Annotated in this window: 11 protein-coding genes and 3 rRNA genes (1 of these 14 only partly in view); 10 read left to right on the top strand and 4 right to left on the bottom strand. The window is 66.2% G+C overall.

Annotated features, from left to right (window positions below; all coding sequences use genetic code 11):
- The 3 genes from ACZK5G_RS01660 to rrf (ACZK5G_RS01670) form a co-directional block, all read left to right on the top strand.
- Nucleotides 1-654: ribosomal RNA gene (locus ACZK5G_RS01660) — 23S ribosomal RNA — on the top strand; it begins 2,226 nt to the left of the window's first position.
- Between the two features lie 127 nt (nucleotides 655-781).
- A 5S ribosomal RNA gene (gene rrf / locus ACZK5G_RS01665) occupies nucleotides 782-896 on the top strand.
- A gap of 134 nt (nucleotides 897-1,030) precedes the next feature.
- Nucleotides 1,031-1,145, top strand: a 5S ribosomal RNA gene (rrf, locus tag ACZK5G_RS01670).
- Nucleotides 1,146-1,641: 496 nt separating this feature from the next.
- On the opposite strand, the gene ACZK5G_RS01675 is transcribed toward rrf (ACZK5G_RS01670), so the two are convergent.
- Nucleotides 1,642-3,357, bottom strand: coding sequence for a M28 family metallopeptidase (locus tag ACZK5G_RS01675; RefSeq protein ID WP_049421206.1), 1,716 nt, complete (start codon nucleotides 3,355-3,357; stop codon nucleotides 1,642-1,644).
- An 86-nt stretch (nucleotides 3,358-3,443) separates the two neighbouring features.
- The gene (locus tag ACZK5G_RS01680; protein ID WP_032129713.1) at nucleotides 3,444-4,106 is read right to left on the bottom strand and encodes a DUF4097 family beta strand repeat-containing protein; all 663 of its coding nucleotides are present in this window, start codon (nucleotides 4,104-4,106) and stop codon (nucleotides 3,444-3,446) included.
- 95 nt (nucleotides 4,107-4,201) lie between these two features.
- Here ACZK5G_RS01680 and ACZK5G_RS01685 point away from each other — a divergent pair, with 95 nt between their 5' ends.
- The 3 genes from ACZK5G_RS01685 (at nucleotide 4,202) to ACZK5G_RS01695 (ending at nucleotide 7,548) form a co-directional block, all read left to right on the top strand.
- Nucleotides 4,202-5,500 (top strand): murein hydrolase activator EnvC family protein, encoded by a 1,299-nt coding sequence (locus tag ACZK5G_RS01685; RefSeq protein ID WP_100437697.1) that lies wholly within the window; start codon nucleotides 4,202-4,204, stop codon nucleotides 5,498-5,500.
- Between the two features lie 108 nt (nucleotides 5,501-5,608).
- A complete protein-coding gene (locus tag ACZK5G_RS01690; protein ID WP_478465112.1) occupies nucleotides 5,609-7,057 on the top strand; it encodes a S41 family peptidase in 1,449 nt (482 codons plus the stop codon).
- Between the two features lie 80 nt (nucleotides 7,058-7,137).
- On the top strand, nucleotides 7,138-7,548 hold the full coding sequence (locus tag ACZK5G_RS01695; RefSeq protein ID WP_032129716.1) for a hypothetical protein: 411 nt from the start codon (nucleotides 7,138-7,140) through the stop codon (nucleotides 7,546-7,548).
- Between the two features lie 117 nt (nucleotides 7,549-7,665).
- Here the strand turns inward: ACZK5G_RS01695 and ACZK5G_RS01700 are convergent, their stop codons facing one another.
- On the bottom strand, nucleotides 7,666-8,358 hold the full coding sequence (locus tag ACZK5G_RS01700; protein WP_019662230.1) for a rhomboid family intramembrane serine protease: 693 nt from the start codon (nucleotides 8,356-8,358) through the stop codon (nucleotides 7,666-7,668).
- Nucleotides 8,359-8,584: 226 nt separating this feature from the next.
- On the opposite strand from ACZK5G_RS01700, the gene ACZK5G_RS01705 reads away from it, so the two are divergent.
- The 3 genes from ACZK5G_RS01705 to ACZK5G_RS01715 all read left to right on the top strand — a co-directional run bounded on the left by ACZK5G_RS01705 (nucleotide 8,585) and on the right by ACZK5G_RS01715 (nucleotide 11,736).
- Nucleotides 8,585-9,934: an outer membrane protein transport protein gene (locus tag ACZK5G_RS01705; protein WP_336686076.1), complete on the top strand. Its 1,350-nt coding sequence runs from the start codon at nucleotides 8,585-8,587 to the stop codon at nucleotides 9,932-9,934.
- Nucleotides 9,935-10,076: 142 nt separating this feature from the next.
- The gene (pnuC, locus tag ACZK5G_RS01710) at nucleotides 10,077-10,676 is read left to right on the top strand and encodes a nicotinamide riboside transporter PnuC (protein ID WP_478465114.1); all 600 of its coding nucleotides are present in this window, start codon (nucleotides 10,077-10,079) and stop codon (nucleotides 10,674-10,676) included.
- Nucleotides 10,663-11,736, top strand: coding sequence for an AAA family ATPase (locus tag ACZK5G_RS01715; protein ID WP_423174685.1), 1,074 nt, complete (start codon nucleotides 10,663-10,665; stop codon nucleotides 11,734-11,736). Before pnuC ends, ACZK5G_RS01715 begins: the two co-directional genes overlap by 14 nt.
- 118 nt (nucleotides 11,737-11,854) lie before the next feature.
- Here ACZK5G_RS01715 and putA read toward each other — a convergent pair whose 3' ends face one another.
- Nucleotides 11,855-15,073 carry a bifunctional proline dehydrogenase/L-glutamate gamma-semialdehyde dehydrogenase PutA gene (gene putA, locus ACZK5G_RS01720; protein WP_317218318.1) on the bottom strand — a complete coding sequence of 1,073 codons (3,219 nt, stop codon included), beginning with the start codon at nucleotides 15,071-15,073 and terminating at the stop codon, nucleotides 11,855-11,857.
- A 274-nt stretch (nucleotides 15,074-15,347) separates the two neighbouring features.
- On the opposite strand from putA, the gene ACZK5G_RS01725 reads away from it, so the two are divergent.
- Nucleotides 15,348-15,824 (top strand): DUF2244 domain-containing protein, encoded by a 477-nt coding sequence (locus ACZK5G_RS01725; RefSeq protein WP_004153894.1) that lies wholly within the window; start codon nucleotides 15,348-15,350, stop codon nucleotides 15,822-15,824.
- The last annotated feature ends 10 nt before the right edge of the window (nucleotides 15,825-15,834 follow it).

Raw genomic sequence — 15,834 nt, forward strand, 5'->3', positions numbered from 1 at the left:
TGGGGCGGTCTCCTCCTAAAGAGTAACGGAGGAGCTCGAAGGTACGCTCAGCGCGGTCGGACATCGCGCACTGTGTGCAAAGGCATAAGCGTGCTTGACTGCAAGATCGACGGATCAAGCAGGTAGGAAACTAGGACTTAGTGATCCGGTGGTTCTGTATGGAAGGGCCATCGCTCAACGGATAAAAGGTACTCCGGGGATAACAGGCTGATACCGCCCAAGAGTTCATATCGACGGCGGTGTTTGGCACCTCGATGTCGGCTCATCACATCCTGGGGCTGTAGTCGGTCCCAAGGGTATGGCTGTTCGCCATTTAAAGTGGTACGCGAGCTGGGTTCAGAACGTCGTGAGACAGTTCGGTCCCTATCTGCCATGGGCGTTGGAGATTTGAGAGGGGCTGCTCCTAGTACGAGAGGACCGGAGTGGACGAACCTCTGGTGTTCCGGTTGTCACGCCAGTGGCATTGCCGGGTAGCTATGTTCGGAAGCGATAACCGCTGAAAGCATCTAAGCGGGAAGCGCGCCTCAAGATGAGATCTCCCGGGGCACAAGCCCCCTGAAGGAACCATGTAGACTACGTGGTTGATAGGTCAGGTGTGTAAGTACAGCAATGTATTGAGCTAACTGATACTAATGATCCGAGAGGCTTGACCATATAACCTCAAGTTGCCTTGGCTTTACGACAGCGTCGTAAGAGCATCCAAGTGCACGCTACGTCACAAGAACTACGAGAGGCAGGCGCCTTATCCAGCTGTATCGGATGGCGACGCTCCAACCGCCTCCCTGGTGAAATTAGCGCTGTGGAACCACCCGATCCCATCCCGAACTCGGAAGTGAAACGCAGCTGCGCCGATGGTAGTGTGGCTCAAGCCATGCGAGAGTAGGTCATCGCCAGGGTTTACACCCAAAAACCCCGCTGCTCACGCAGCGGGGTTTTTCTTATTAAGTGAAGGCACTGCATTTTCCGGGTACCTTCCGCCCCAAGGGCAAGATCGCGAAGCTGGCGCTGCAAGCGCTGCTGCAACCGTCTCCCTGGTGAAATTAGCGCTGTGGAACCACCCGATCCCATCCCGAACTCGGAAGTGAAACGCAGCTGCGCCGATGGTAGTGTGGCTCAAGCCATGCGAGAGTAGGTCATCGCCAGGGTTTACACCCAAAACCCCGCTGCTTACGCAGCGGGGTTTTTCTTTGTGCGCGCGAAATGCGGGTAGTGCCGGCCGCTGGCCGGCACTGCCGTGGCTGCACACCGGCCGGTAGATCCACGCCATGCGTGGATGGCTGTCCCTGCGAAGAGCGGCGCCAACCCCCGGCAGCAGGTCCAGACAGTGCGCGTCGCTGTGATTGCCGGCCAGCGGCCGGCACTACCGGTAGATCCACGCCATGCGTGGACGCCCTCCGTGAGGAACCACGGCGCCAACCAAGGTTGGCAGCTACCAACAGCTGGCCCACACAGCCATCGTTTGCCGGCCAGCGGCCGGCACTACAAGTAGATCCACGCCATGCGTGGATGCTCTCTGCACGGAACCACGGCGCCAACCAAGGTTGGCATCTACAACTGCAGGGCGCGATCACACACAAAAAAGCGGCGCCCTTGCGGGCGCCGCCTTGGCTTGCTTCAGTACTCAGTCGAGCAAGCTCGACGCTACTTCGCCGCAGCCGGGGCCTTGTCCTTCATCATCGCGTCGCGGGCTGCCTTGAACGGGTTGCCTTCGTACCAGTTCGGCCAACGATCGCCACCGGCCAGTTCCTTGCCGACGCCGTACATCAGCTGCAGGTCTTCGACGGTGCCGTCCAGCTTCCAAGTGGCCGCATCGAACTCATCCTTCGGGCCGTGGTAGCGGTTGGCGCCGTAGTCGGCTGCAGCCTTGCGGCCCGCGTCCACGCCACCCTCGCGCAGGTCTTCGCCGCCATCGGCGTACAGGGCCGGCACACCGGCCTTGGCGAAGTTGAAGTGATCGGAACGGAAGTAGAAGCCGCTCTGCACCGAGGTCTCACCGTGCAGGGTACGGTCCTGGGCCGCGGCCAGCGGCTTGAGGATGTCTTCCAGCTCCGAGCTGCCAAAGCCGGTGACGGTCACGTCCTTGGCACGGCCAGCCACCGACATCGCATCGATGTTGATCACGCCGGCGATCTTGTCCAGCGGGAAGGTCGGATGGGCAACATAGTACTTCGAACCCAGCAGGCCGGATTCTTCCAGGGTCACCGCCAGGAACACCACCGAACGTTCCGGCTTCGGCTCCTGGTGGGCCATGGCTTCGGCCACTTCGAGAATGCCGGCCACGCCGGTCGCGTTGTCGACCGCGCCGTTGTAGATGTTGTCGCCGGTCTCGCCCTCGTGCTTGCCCAGGTGATCCCAGTGCGCCATGTACAGCACGGCCTCGTCGGCACGCTTGCTGCCCGGCAGTACGCCCACCACGTTGCGCGATTGCTTCTGCGCGATCTGGCTCTTCAGATCGACCGCAGCGGTGGCCTTCAGCGGCACCGGCTTGAAGCCGCGCTTGCTGGCGTCCTTGTAGGCCTGCGCCAGGTCCAGGCCGGCACCGGCGAACAGCGCCTTGGCAGCGTCGGCACTCAGCCAGCCCTGCACCGGAATGCGGGCTTCCGGGTCATCCTTGGCCGGCAGGTCGTACTGCGGGCCTGCCCAGGAGTTCTTCACCACATCCCAGCCATAGGAAGCGCCGGCGGTGTCGTGCACGATCAGCGCGGCAGCGGCGCCCTTGCGCGCAGCCTCCTCGAACTTGTAGGTCCAGCGGCCGTAATAGGTCATGCGCTTGCCGTCGAACAGCTTCGCGTCATCGACATGGAAGCCCGGGTCGTTGACGAACATGACGACCGTTTTGCCCTTCCAGTCCTGGCCGGCGTAGTCGTTCCACTTCTGCTCCGGCGCGTCGACGCCGTAGCCGACGAACACCAGGTCGCTGGCATCGACCTTCACCTCGGCCTGGCCGGTACGGGTACCCACCACCATGTCGGTGCCGAACTTCAGCTCGGTGGTCTTGCCGCCCTGGGTGATCTTCAGCACGGTCGATTCGTCGGCCGTGGTCTCGGTCATCGGCACATCCTGGAACCAGCTGTCGCCGTTGCCGGGCTGCAGGCCGATGCGCTGCATCTGGTCGCGGATGTAGTTGACCGTCAGTTCCTCGCCCTTGCTGCCCGGGGCGCGGCCTTCGAATTCATCCGAAGCCAGCGTCTTGACCATCTCGGCGAAGTCGCCGGCGTTGATCTCCGGCGAGAACGCATGGGCCGCCGGCTTGGCAGCGGCGGTGTCGGTGGCCGGCGCGGGCGCCGGAGTGTCTTCGCCTTTGCAGGCACTGAGCGCGGCCGCAGCGGCCAGGCACAGGAGGAGTTTGCGGGGCATCGTCGATTCCTGGAAAACAAAGGGCGGCCGCACCACGTGTACGACCGGTAACAGCGAGTATCACCGAACCGATGGGCGCGGTGTGCTCAGTCCGCCGGAGCGGTTTCGGTGTCGAACGGGATCGGCTCGGCGCCGGTGACCGGGCCGATGCGGGCCGTGCGGTGCACGTACAGCACCACCTCGCGTTCGAACTGCAACGGGCCGTCCACCACGGCATTCGGACCGATGATCACGCGTGGCTTGCGGCTGGCGGTCAGCGAGACGCTGAAGTTCGGCTTGCGCACGTGCACACCGCCCTTGACCTGCGAACCGATGCCCACGGTGATGTCACCGTTGACGGTTTCCACGTCGTTGCCGACGCGGCTTTCGACCAGCCCGATGCCACCGTTCACGGTTTCAACGCCGCCTTCGATCTGGCTGCCGCGATCGCTGAAGATGCTGCCGTTGACGGTGCTGACGCTGCCGTGGGCGATCACTTCGCGGCCCAGGCGTACGCCGCCGTTGACCGTTTCGATCTTGCCGGTGCGCGCGCGATCGGCGACCTTGACCCCGCCGTTGACGGTGTCGATGCTGCCGGTCTCGACACCTTCGCCGACACGGATGCCGCCGTTGACGGTGTCCAGCTTGCCGTAGCGCTGGCCGGGTTCGGCGCTGATGCTGCCGTTGACCTTGCTGATGTTTTCCTGCGCTGCCACTGGCCCGGTGACCAGCAGTACGCCCAACAGCAGCGGAATGGAGAGAGCTTTCATGGGGACCTCGATGGATGTGCGGCTGGCAGGCCGCGTGCGGAGATGTCACCATTCCCCGGTACCCCCTGCAACTGCCTGAAGTCACTGGAAAGCCCTTGCGCAACAACGCCTTCCCATCACGCCGACATCACATCGCCGCTGCTCGCGGCGGGCGCTGCCTGCTGTTGGGGCTGGCCTTGGCACTGGCGTTGCCGCTGCCGGGGGCCGCGCAGACCACGCGCGAGACCGAGCGCAAGCTGCAGAAACTGCGCAGTGAACTGAAGGGCGTGGCGCAGGAGCGCCGGCAGATCGAGGGCCAGCGTGGCCAGGCCTCGCAGCAGCTGCGTGAGGCCGACGAGAAGGTGGCCCGCACCGGCCGCGCGCTTGCGCAGACGGAAACCGCGCTGCGCGAGCAGGGCCACGCCCTGGCCGAGGCCGAACAACGCCGCAGCACGCTGCAGGTCAACCTCGCCCAGCAGCATCGCGAGCTGGCCGGCCTGCTGCGTGCGGCCTACCAGCTGGGCAACCACGCACCATTGAAGCTGCTGCTGTCGCAGGACACGGTGGCCGATGCCAATCGCGCCCTGGCCTACCACCGCTACCTGCAGCGTGAGCGGGCCCAGCGCATCACCACGCTGACCGCCGACCTGAAGGAACTGGAAGCGCTGCAGGCGCAGATTGCCGAGCGCAAGCAGAAGCTGCAGGGGGCGCAGCAGGACCAGAAGCAGCAGGCAGCGGCGCTGGAAGCCGACCGCCGCGATCGTGCAAAGACCGTGGCCTCGCTGGACGAGCGCTTCAAGGACCAGCGCGAGAAGGAACAGGCGCTGGGCCAGGACGCCAAGGCGCTGGAAACACTGCTGGCCAATCTGCGTGCGGCCGCCGCCCGTGCCGAGGCCGAGCGTCGCGCGGCTGCGCGCCGTGCGGCAGCGGAGAAGGCCGCTGCCGAACGTGCCGCACGCCAGGCCGCGGCACAGGGACGGCCGCCACCGCCCACCAAGGTTCCGCCGGCGGTGGCTTCCGCACCGGCGCCGAAGGTGGGGGGCCTGGGCTGGCCGTTGTCCGGCAACCTGCTGGCCCGCTACGGCGGCAAGCTGCCTGACGGGCGTACCAGCAGCGGCGTGCTGATCGGCGCACCGGCCGGCAGCACCGTCACCGCCGTGGCCGACGGTACCGTGGTGTTCTCCGACTGGATGACCGGCTACGGCATGATCCTGATCGTCGACCACGGCAATGGCTACATGAGCCTGTACGCCCACAACGACACCCTGCTCAAGGACGCCGGTGCACGGGTCAGCCGTGGCGATGCGGTGGCCAAGGTCGGCAACTCGGGGGGCCAAGGGGTCACCGCGCTGTACTTCGAGCTGCGTCGTGGCGGGCAACCGGTGAATCCGGACAGCTGGCTGCAGCGGCGCTGAATCCCCGCTCGCCACGTGCGGGCTGGATTCAACGGGAATTTAGCTGTGCTTCGCGCATAATCGGTGCATGTGCCTTGGGCACCATGCCACCGTCGACAGGAGTGATCCATGCGCGCAGCCCGTACCGCCACCCTCTTGCTGGCCCTGTTGCCAGCGCTGTCCTGGGCGCAGCAGACCGCGCCCGCCCCGAGCCAGGAAACCGGCGGGCAGGCAGCGAGCAGCGAGGAGGCGGTGACCTCGAAGGTGCCGCTGGAGGACATCCGCCGCTTCGTGGCCGTCTACAACGCAGTGCGGGCCGCCTACGTCGATCCGGTCGATGACAAGAAGCTGATGCAGGCAGCGGTGCGTGGCCTGCTGCTCGACCTCGACCCGCACAGCACCTACTTCAACAAGGAAGACGCGCAGGCCTTCGACGAACAGGCCAGCGGCGCCTACGAAGGCATCGGCGTGGAGCTGCAGCAGCAGCCGGACAACGCCAGCATGAAGGTGATCTCGCCGATCGACGACACGCCGGCGGCCAAGGCCGGCATCCTCGCCGGTGACCTGATCATCGCCATCGACGGCAAGCCGATCAGCGCGATCGATGCCAGCGAACCGCTGCGCGGACCGGCCGGCAGCAAGGTGGTGCTGACCATCGTGCGCGAAGGCAAGCCCAAGCCGTTCGATGTCAGCCTCACCCGCCAGACCATCCGCGTGACCAGCGTGCGCAGCCGCCTGCTGGAACCGGGCTATGGCTACATCCGCCTGAGCACCTTCCAGGCCGACACCGGTTCGGACTTCCAGAAGCACGTGCAGCAGCTGCAGAAGCAGTCCGGTGGCCAGCTCAAGGGCCTGGTGCTGGATCTGCGCAGCAACCCGGGTGGCCTGCTGACTGCTGCCGTGCAGGTGGCCGACGACCTGCTCGACAAGGGCAACATCGTCAGTACCCGCGGCCGCATCAGCATCAGCGATGCACGTTTCGATGCAACGCCGGGCGATCTGCTGAAGGGCGCACCGGTGGTGGTGCTGGTCGACGCCGGTTCGGCCAGTGCCTCGGAAGTGCTGGCCGGCGCACTGCGCGACAACAAGCGCGCCCGCGTGGTTGGCAGCCGCACCTTCGGCAAGGGCTCGGTGCAGACCGTGCTGCCGCTGGACAACGGTGACTCGGTGAAGCTGACCACCGCGCGTTATTACACGCCCAGCGGCAAGTCGATCCAGGCCACGGGCATCGTGCCGGAGGTCGAACTGAAGCCGGCCGCTACGCCGGCCGAGGATGCACTGCCGGCCAGCCTGAGCGATTACAGCGAAGCGACCCTGCCGGGTCATCTGCGCGGTGACGACGAGGGCACCGAGGGCTATCACGCCGGTGCGGTACTGCCGGGCGATGGCCCGATCAACGACGCGCTGGCCGAGCTGAAGACCCCGGGTTCGGTGGCTGCACGCTTGAAGGCCGAAGCGGCGAAAGTGGATGCGGCCAAGGCTGCGAAGGCCGCTGCCGCGAAGCCGGAGGCCAAGGTCGAACCGAAGGCGGAGAGCAAGCCGGAAGCAAAGCCCGCACCGGCCTCGGCCAAGCCCTGACGGTAGCGCCGGGCCGTGCCCGGGACGCCCTGTTCATCCGGAAGGCGGCGCAGCGAGGCGTCGCCCGATAGAATCGGCCCATGGACGATTCGAACCTGGCGACTACGATCAGCCAACTGCTTGGTCGTGATCCGCTGCCACCTGACCGGGCCGCCACCTTGCTGGAATCCCTGGCGGTCCGCCATGGAATCGATCCGCGCTTTGTCTATTGGTGGGCAGGCAAAGCGACGTCTGATCAGACGATCCAATACGACAGCAGCGATGAAGGCCTTTCCTGCCTGGCTGAACTGCTGGCGGAAGTGAACGGTGAAATGTGCCTGGTAGCGTCAGATGAGCGCGCATTGCCGTGGCCGATCTGGACTCTGCAGGCAAGTGAACTGATTCCTTTGCTCGGCGAGTTGCCGTTCTTTGAGTACTTCGTGGTGCTGGATGACGGCGCTACGCTGCTGTTCGATACCCACCACAACACGTTGGTGGTCAGTCGCGAGTGACGCATTCGGCGTCATCGCGGACGGAGCAGATCCATATCGATGAAGGAGTCGAGCACGCTCGACGCCACGAACGAGCGGGTGCGCATGGAGCCGGCCAGCGGCCGGCACTACCAGGGGTCAGAAGCCGTGGCGCTTGCGCAGGCGGCGGGCGATGGCCGCCCGCACGTAGACCCCGTACACCACGCCGAACACGAAGCCGCCGATGTGCGCCCACCAGGCGACCATGCCGAAGCTTGGGCCGATATGGGCGAACACCACCTGCAGGGCGGCCCAGACGCCGATCAGCAGGTAGGCCGGGGCGCGCACGAACTCCAGGAACAGGCCGAGCGGAATGACCACGCCCAGCCGGGCACCCGGGAACAGCGCCAGATAGGCGCCGATCAGTGCGGACACCGCGCCGCTGGCACCGATGATGATCTGGTCCGGGCTGCCCATGGTGTAGATCGCCACCAGATTGGAAACGGCACCGCCGACCAGGAACAGCAGCAGCAGCCGCCACGGCCCCAGCACCCGCTCAGCAGGCAGGCCGAAGATCAGCAGGAACACCAGGTTGCCCAGCAGGTGTGACCAGTCCGCGTGCAGGAACAAGGCCGTGAACAGCCGCAGCACGCTGCCGTCCTGCAGGGTCGCCCACCAGTCCAGGGGGTGGGTCAGGCCGGTGGACAGGGCGCCCCAGTCCAGCCAGAGGCTGCCCCGGGCGTCGTCCGGACGCGAGATCGACCACAGGAACGCCAGCCACAGTGCCGCAAACAGCACGGGCGTGGCCCAGCGCAGGGCCGCCTTCTTGCGCGACGGGAGGGAGACGAACATGGGCAATAGCCTAGCGTGCGGGCGCTTACGGCGGGGATTGTCCTGTTCAGCTTCTGGGACGAAAAAAGCGCCTGCGCTGTTATTGTTTCATTAACAGCTCTGGGTAATACTCGCATACGGCGTCGTATGTCGGGAGGGGAATCCGGCGCGCTCCGAAGGGCCCCAGGGCCTGCCGGGCGCAGGCGCACTCAGAGCACCATCACCGCTTACCGGAGAGAGAACTACGATGCAAACCGCTTCCACCATTGCCCGTCTGACCCTGCTGGCCGTCGGCGTTGCCGGTGCGCTGGCCGCCGCCGACGCCAACGCTGCTGCCTTCCAGCTGAAGGAAAACAGCGCCAAGGGCCTCGGCCGCGCGTTCGCCGGTTCCGGCAGCGCCGAAGGCGACGCCTCCATCATCGCCGTCAACCCGGCCGGCATGCGCCAGCTGGAAGGCACCATGGTCCAGGGCGACCTGAGCGCCATCAGCTTCAAGGCCGAGTTCAAGGGCCAGGGCCGCAATGCGGCAGGCCGCCCGCAGACCGGTGGTGACGGCGGCGACGCCGGCATGATCGCTCCGGTCCCGGCTGCGTACTTCCACATGCCGATCGGCGAGAAGGCCCACTTCGGTGTGTCGCTGACCGCACCGTTCGGCTTCAAGACCGAATACGACAACGGTTGGGTCGGTCGTTACAGCGGCCTGAAGACCGATCTGAAGGCCATCGACCTCGGCTTCGCTGCGTCGTATGACGTCAACCCGTACGTGTCCTTCGGCGCGTCGGTGTTCGTCGAGCACCTGACCATCGAGCTGAGCAACGCCGTCGACTACGGCAGCATCCTGGCCGGCGCAGGCGTTCCGAACTTTGCCCCGGGCAGCGCGGATGGCACCCTGAAGATCGAGGGTGACAACAATGCCGTGGGCTGGACCGTCGGTGGCCTGTTCTCGATCGACGAGAACACCCACATCGGCCTGAGCTACCGTTCGAAGGTCGAGCACAAGATCACCGGTGGTGATGCGACCTTCCGCGACGCCGACCGCGCCCGTTCGCTGCTGACCAACTCGCCGCGTACCCGCGGCTGGTTCATGGACACCAGCGGCAAGGCCACGGTGACCATGCCGGCCTCGGCCACCCTGAGCGTGACCCACAAGGTCAACGACCGCTGGACCGTGATGGGCGACGTGACCCGTACCGCCTGGTCGACCGCCTTTGACAGCGTCACCGTCGACTACGCGTCGCCGCAGGCGGACTCGGTCCTGGAGTTCGGCTACCGTGACACCACCTTCGTGTCGCTGGGCGCCGACTACAAGCTGAGCGACACCGTCACCCTGCGCGGTGGTGTTGCACTGGACCAGACCCCGACCACCGACGCACACCGCGACGTGCGCGTGCCGGATACCAGCCGCAAGTGGCTGTCGCTGGGCGTGGGCTGGACCCCGTCGGCAAACACCGAGTACAACTTTGGCTACACCCACCTGTTCACCAGCGATCCGAACGTGAACGTGCGTGCCACCACTGCCAACCAGGGCAACTCGCTGTCGGGCAAGTACAAGGTCCGTGGCGACGTGCTGGCGGCTTCGTTCCAGTACAAGTTCTGATTCGGGCCTCGGCCTGACGCAGTACTCGGAAGGCCCCGCGCAAGCGGGGCTTTCTTTTTCTGTGGCCACGGGCCATCCACGCGTGGCGTGGATCTACTGAAGAGCGCAGCCATCCACGGCGTGGATCCACGACAATAGCGCCATGAACCTGTCCGATCCGAACTTCCAGCTGGAGCTGGCTGCCAACATTGCCGTCGCCGGCTCGATCCTGCTGGCCGGCCGCAACAACGTGCACACCTGGTGGCTGGGCATCGTGGGCTGCACATTGTTCGCCGCCGTGTTCGAGCGTTCGCACCTGTACGCAGACATGGTGCTGCAGTTCTTCTTCATCGCCATCAGCGTGCTGGGCTGGTGGCAGTGGCTGCGCGGCGACCATGGTGCGCCGCTGCCGATCACCTCGCTGCGACCACGTGCATGGGCCTGGCTGGCGCCGCTGGCGGTGGTGGCCACGTTCGGCTACGGCTGGATGCTGACCCGCCTGACCAATGCCTATGCGCCGTACATCGATTCGGCGGTGCTGGTGCTGAGCGTGATCGCGCAGATCCTGATGATGCGGCGCAAGCTGGAATCGTGGTGGGTGTGGCTGCTGGTGAACACCGTTGCAGTGCCGCTGTACTACAGCCGTGGCCTGCACCTGACCTCGATCCTGTACGTGGGCTTCTGGATCAACGCGCTGGTGGCCTTGCGCCATTGGCGGCACCTGATGCGCAACGAGGCCAGGGCGGCCGATGCCGCTGCCTGAGCGTGCTGCGCGGGGGCTGGTGGTGGGCAAGTTCTGCCCGCTGCACCTCGGCCATGAACGACTGATCGACTTCGCCGCCACGCGCTGCCAGCAGCTGCTGGTGATCGGCTGGTCGCAGCCGGGCTTTGCCGGCTACAGCGCCGAGCGCCGTGAGCGCTGGCTGCGTGCGCGTTTCCCGCAGGCGACGGTAGCAGTGCTTGACGACGCGCGACTGGCGGCATTGTGCATGCAGCATGGCTTGCCAGTGCGAGCGCTGCCGCAGGACAGTGATGACGAACAGGTGCAGCGCGACTTCACCGCCTGGCTGTGCCTGAACCTGTTCGGTGGGCCGGTGCAGGCGGTGTACACCGGTGAGGACTATGGAGACGGCTTCGCGCAGGCGTTGGCCACGCACTTCGGCACACCGGTGCGCCATGAGCGGCTGGAGCGCGCGCTGGACGTCGGGCAGGCCTGTGGCACCCAGCTGCGCACCGATCCGCATGCGCATCGCCATGGCCTCGCATCGCAGGTGTATGCCGACCATGTGCAGCGCGTGGCCTTCATCGGTGGCGAGTCCAGCGGCAAGACCACGCTGGCGCGCGTGCTGGCCGAGCGCCTGCAGACCGCCTGGGTGCCGGAGTATGGCCGCACCCTGTGGGAGCAGCAGGGGGGAGAACTGACGCCGGACGATCTGCTTCGCATTGCAATGACACAGCCACAGCACGAAGACGAGGCCGCGCGGCGCGCGCATCGCTGGCTGTTCTGCGATACCACGCCGTGGGTAACGCTGGGGTACAGCGGCTGGATGTTCGGCACGGCGCCGGAGCCGCTGCGGCAGGCGGCACGACGACGCTACGACCTGCTGTTCCTGTGCGCGCCGGATATTCCGTTCGACCAGGATGGTACGCGCGTGGGCGAAGCCTTCCGGTCGCAGCAGCATGCGTGGTACCTGGCGCAGCTGCAGGCAGAGGGTGTCGAGTACGTGCTGCTGGAAGGCGATCTGGAGACGCGCATCGTACGCGTGCAGGGCGAGCTGGCGAAGCGGGCGGACAACCGGTTCAGTGTCACCCCGCCACTGTAGAGCCGATCCAGTGCCCGCTGCACCATGCAGGCCGAGCGTGGGCTCGGCTCTACAGGAATAAAAAGCACAAAAAACCCCGCTTTCGCGGGGTTTTTCGTTCACTGCAACTATCGGGCGATCAGTCGCCCAGGGTCAGCAGCGAGGCGTTGCCGCCGGCAGCGGTGGTGTTCACCGTCACCGTCTTTTCGGTGGCAAAGCGCAGCAGGTAGTGCGGGCCGCCGGCCTTCGGGCCGGTGCCGGACAGGCCCTGGCCGCCGAACGGCTGCACGCCGACCACCGCACCGATCTGGTTGCGGTTGACGTAGACGTTGCCGACGTGGACGCCGTTGCTGATGCGGTCGACGGTCTCGTCAATGCGCGAATGCACGCCCAGGGTCAGGCCGTAGCCGGTGGCGTTGATCTGGTCGATCACCGCGTCGAGCTGGTCGCCCTTCCAACGGATCACGTGCAGGACCGGCCCGAAGATTTCCTTGTGCAGCTGGCCCAGATCCTTCAGTTCGTACGCACGCGGTGCGAAGAAGGTGCCATTGGCCGCTTCGGCAGAAAGCTCGGCGGCAGCAATCAGGCGCGCTTCGCGGTCCATGCGTTCGGCGTGGTCCTGCAGGATCTTCAGCGCGTCGGCGTCGATCACCGGGCCGACGTCGGTGGACAGCAGGCCGGGGTTGCCGACCTTCAGTTCCTTCATCGCACCGGCCAGCATGGTCATCACCTTGTCGGCGATGTCGTCCTGCACGAACAGCACGCGCGCGGCCGAGCAACGCTGGCCGGCGGACGTGAAGGCCGAACCGATCGCGTCCTTGACCAGCTGTTCCGGCAGTGCCGAGGAGTCGGCGATGAAGGCATTCTGGCCACCGGTCTCGGCAATCAGCACGCCGATGGCGGCGTCACGCGCGGCCATCGCGCGGTTGATCGCACGGGCGGTGTCGGTGGAGCCGGTGAAGGCCACGCCGGCCACGCGCGGGTCGGCAGTGAGCGCGGCACCGACGGTGGCACCGTCGCCCGGCAGGAACTGCACCACCTCGGCCGGCACGCCGGCGTCGTGCAGCAGCTTCACCGCGTAGTAGCCAATCAGGTTGGTCTGCTCGGCCGGCTTGGCGATGACGCTGTTGCCGGCGGCCAGGGCAGCGGCGACCTGGCCCAGGAAGATCGCCAGCGGGAAGTTCCACGGGCTGATGCAGACGAACACGCCGCGACCATGCAGCTGCAGTTCGTTGGACTCACCGGTCGGGCTCGGCAGCTTCTCGGCGTGGCTGAACTGCTCGCGCGCCTGCTTGGCGTAGTAGCGCAGGAAGTCCACCGCTTCGCGCACTTCGGCGATGCTGTCGGGCAGGCTCTTGCCGGCTTCCTTCACGCACAGCGCCATGAACTCCGGCATGCGCGCTTCCAGCTGGTCGGCGGCGTGCTCGAGGATGGCGGCGCGGCTGGCGGCCGGGGTGCGGTTCCAGGCCGGCTGCGCGGCCACGGCATTGGCCAGGGCCTTCTGCACGGTGGCGGCATCGGCGGCCTGCCACTGGCCGACCACTTCGCGGGTGTCGGCCGGATTGGTCACCGGCAGCGCGGCGCCGGCCGGGTTCGCACCCGGCACCAGCGGGGCGGCCTGCCACGGCTTCACTGCAGCGTTGATCTGCTCGGCGAGGGCGCGCAGTTCGTTGTCGTTGGCGAGGTTGGCGCCCATGGAGTTCTTCCTGTCGTGGTTCTGGCTGCGCAGCAGGTCAACCGGCAGCGGGATCTTGGGATGCGGAATCGATTCGAACGAAGCAACCATCTCGACCGGATCGCGGATCAGGTCGGCGATCGGCACGCGCTCGTCGGTGATGCGGTTGACGAAGCTGGAGTTGGCGCCGTTTTCCAGCAGGCGGCGCACCAGGTACGGCAGCAGGTCTTCATGCGAACCGACCGGCGCATACACGCGGCAGGGCAGGTTCAAGCGATCGGCCGGCACTACTTCGGCGTACAGGTCGTCGCCCATGCCGTGCAGCTTCTGGTGCTCGTACACGCCGCCATTGGCGATGCTGCGCACGGCCGCGATGGTGTGCGCGTTGTGCGTGGCGAACATCGGGTAGATCGCGTCGGCATGCGTGAACAGGCGCTTGGCGCAGGCCAGGTAGGAGACATCGGTGTTCTGCTTGCGGGTGAACACCGGGTAGCCCGGGTAGCCTTCGATCTGCGCGCGCTTGATCTCGGCGTCCCAGTAGGCGCCCTTGACCAGGCGCACCTGCAGGCGGCGACCGGCGCGGCGGGCCATGTCGGCCAGGTGGTCGATCGTGTACGGCGTGCGCTTCTGGTAGGCCTGCACGACCACGCCGAAGCCGTCCCAGCCGGCCAGCGAGGCGTCGGAGAAGACCTGCTCGATGATGTCCAGCGACAGTTCCAGGCGGTCGGACTCTTCGGCGTCGACGGTGCAGCCGATGCCGTAGCTCTTGGCCAGTTGTGCCAGTTCCAGCACGCCCGGCACCAGGTCCTTCAGCACGCGCTCGCGCTTGGCGTGCTCGTAGCGCGGGTACAGCGCCGACAGCTTGATCGAGATGCCCGGCGCGTTGTTGACGTCGCCGTCCGGACGGCCGCCGCGTGCCTTGTGGTCGCCGCCGATGGCGTGGATCGCACGACGGTAGTCTTCCAGGTAGCGCAGCGCGTCCTTCATGGTCAGCGCGCCTTCGCCCAGCATGTCGAAGGAGTAGCGGTAGTTCGCGTTGTCGCCCTTGTGCGAGCGCGACAGCGCTTCGCTGATGGTGCGGCCCATGACGAACTGGTGGCCCATGATCTTCATCGCCTGGCGCACGGCCAGGCGCACCACCGGCTCACCGACGCGGCCGACTAGGCGCTTGAACGCGCTGGGCGCATCGGCACGGGTGGCGTCGTTCATCTGCACCAGCTTGCCGGTCAGCATCAGGCCCCAGGTGGAGGCGTTGACCAGCACGGAGTCGCTGCCGCCCAGGTGCTTTTCCCAGTCGGCATCGGCCAGCTTGTCGCGGATCAGCTTGTCGGCGGTGTCCTGGTCCGGAATGCGCAGCAGCGCCTCGGCCACGCACATCAGCAGCACGCCTTCCTCGCTGCCCAGGTCGTACTGGCGCATGAAGGCTTCGATCGCGCCCTGGTCCTTGGCACGCACGCGCACGCGGCCGACCAGGTCGGCGGCCAGCGCCTGCACCTTGGCCTGCTCTTCGGCGGGCAGGCGGGCCTGCGCCAGCAGCTCGCGAACGTGGCTGGCCTCGTCCTTCAACCAGCCATCGGTGATGGCCTGGCGGAACGGGTTGGGGGGCGCCGGCAGTTCCGGCGACAGCAGCGCGCCGGGACGCGGAGCGTCGTGGGCGGCAGGGGAGGAGGAAGGTGCGTTCATGCCGGTCCGGCCAGTGGAAAACTTGGCGATTTTAATCATTTTTGCGGGTTGCGGAAGTGCCCATCAGCCACCTTCGTGAAGCGCTAATAGCCCCTAGCTGCGGTGGATTCAGCGTGTTCAGCAAGCTCGGCAGAATTTGTGCTGAATTCGTCATTCGTGCCGCCGACCTCATGCTGTGTTGCAGCATGGTAAAAAGTGTGAATGCACCCTTGCTACCGGCGAGAGGGCGGGGCTACCATCGAGACGTTTCCCGCGGCAGGAACGCGGTTGCGACATGATCGAGGTGCTTCCAGCTCCGGATGGGTCAGGTACGCAGCTGCGGCTGCGTCCCCCACGGGCGCTCGATGCCCGGCAGTTCGTCCTGTTGTTCACCGTGTTGTCGGGTGCGATGTGGCTGGTGTCCGCCCTCGGGTGGTTGGCCGGCAATGCATTCGCCCCCCTGTTCGCGCTGCTGTACAGCCTGGTGCTGGCGGCGGCACTGCGTGCCTTGTGGCGCAGTGGTGAACGGCAGGAGGAGATCCGGGTAGTGCCGGCGTACGTGGAGGTCATCCCCGTACCCGGTGGATCGCCGGTGTTCCGGGCCCACCCCCACTGGGTGCGCCTGCTCACCGACGACGAGAGGGTCCGGCTGGCATCCAGCGGCCGGCAGGTGGAGGTGGGGAGTTTCCTCGCGCCGGCCGAACGTCAGACGCTCGCAGAGACACTTGAAAGCTTGCTCGCCGCCAGCGATGGCGGCAACCGACGACGCTAAGGGTCTAGGC

The sequence above is a fragment of the Stenotrophomonas sp. 62841_Sma genome (assembly GCF_056482945.1).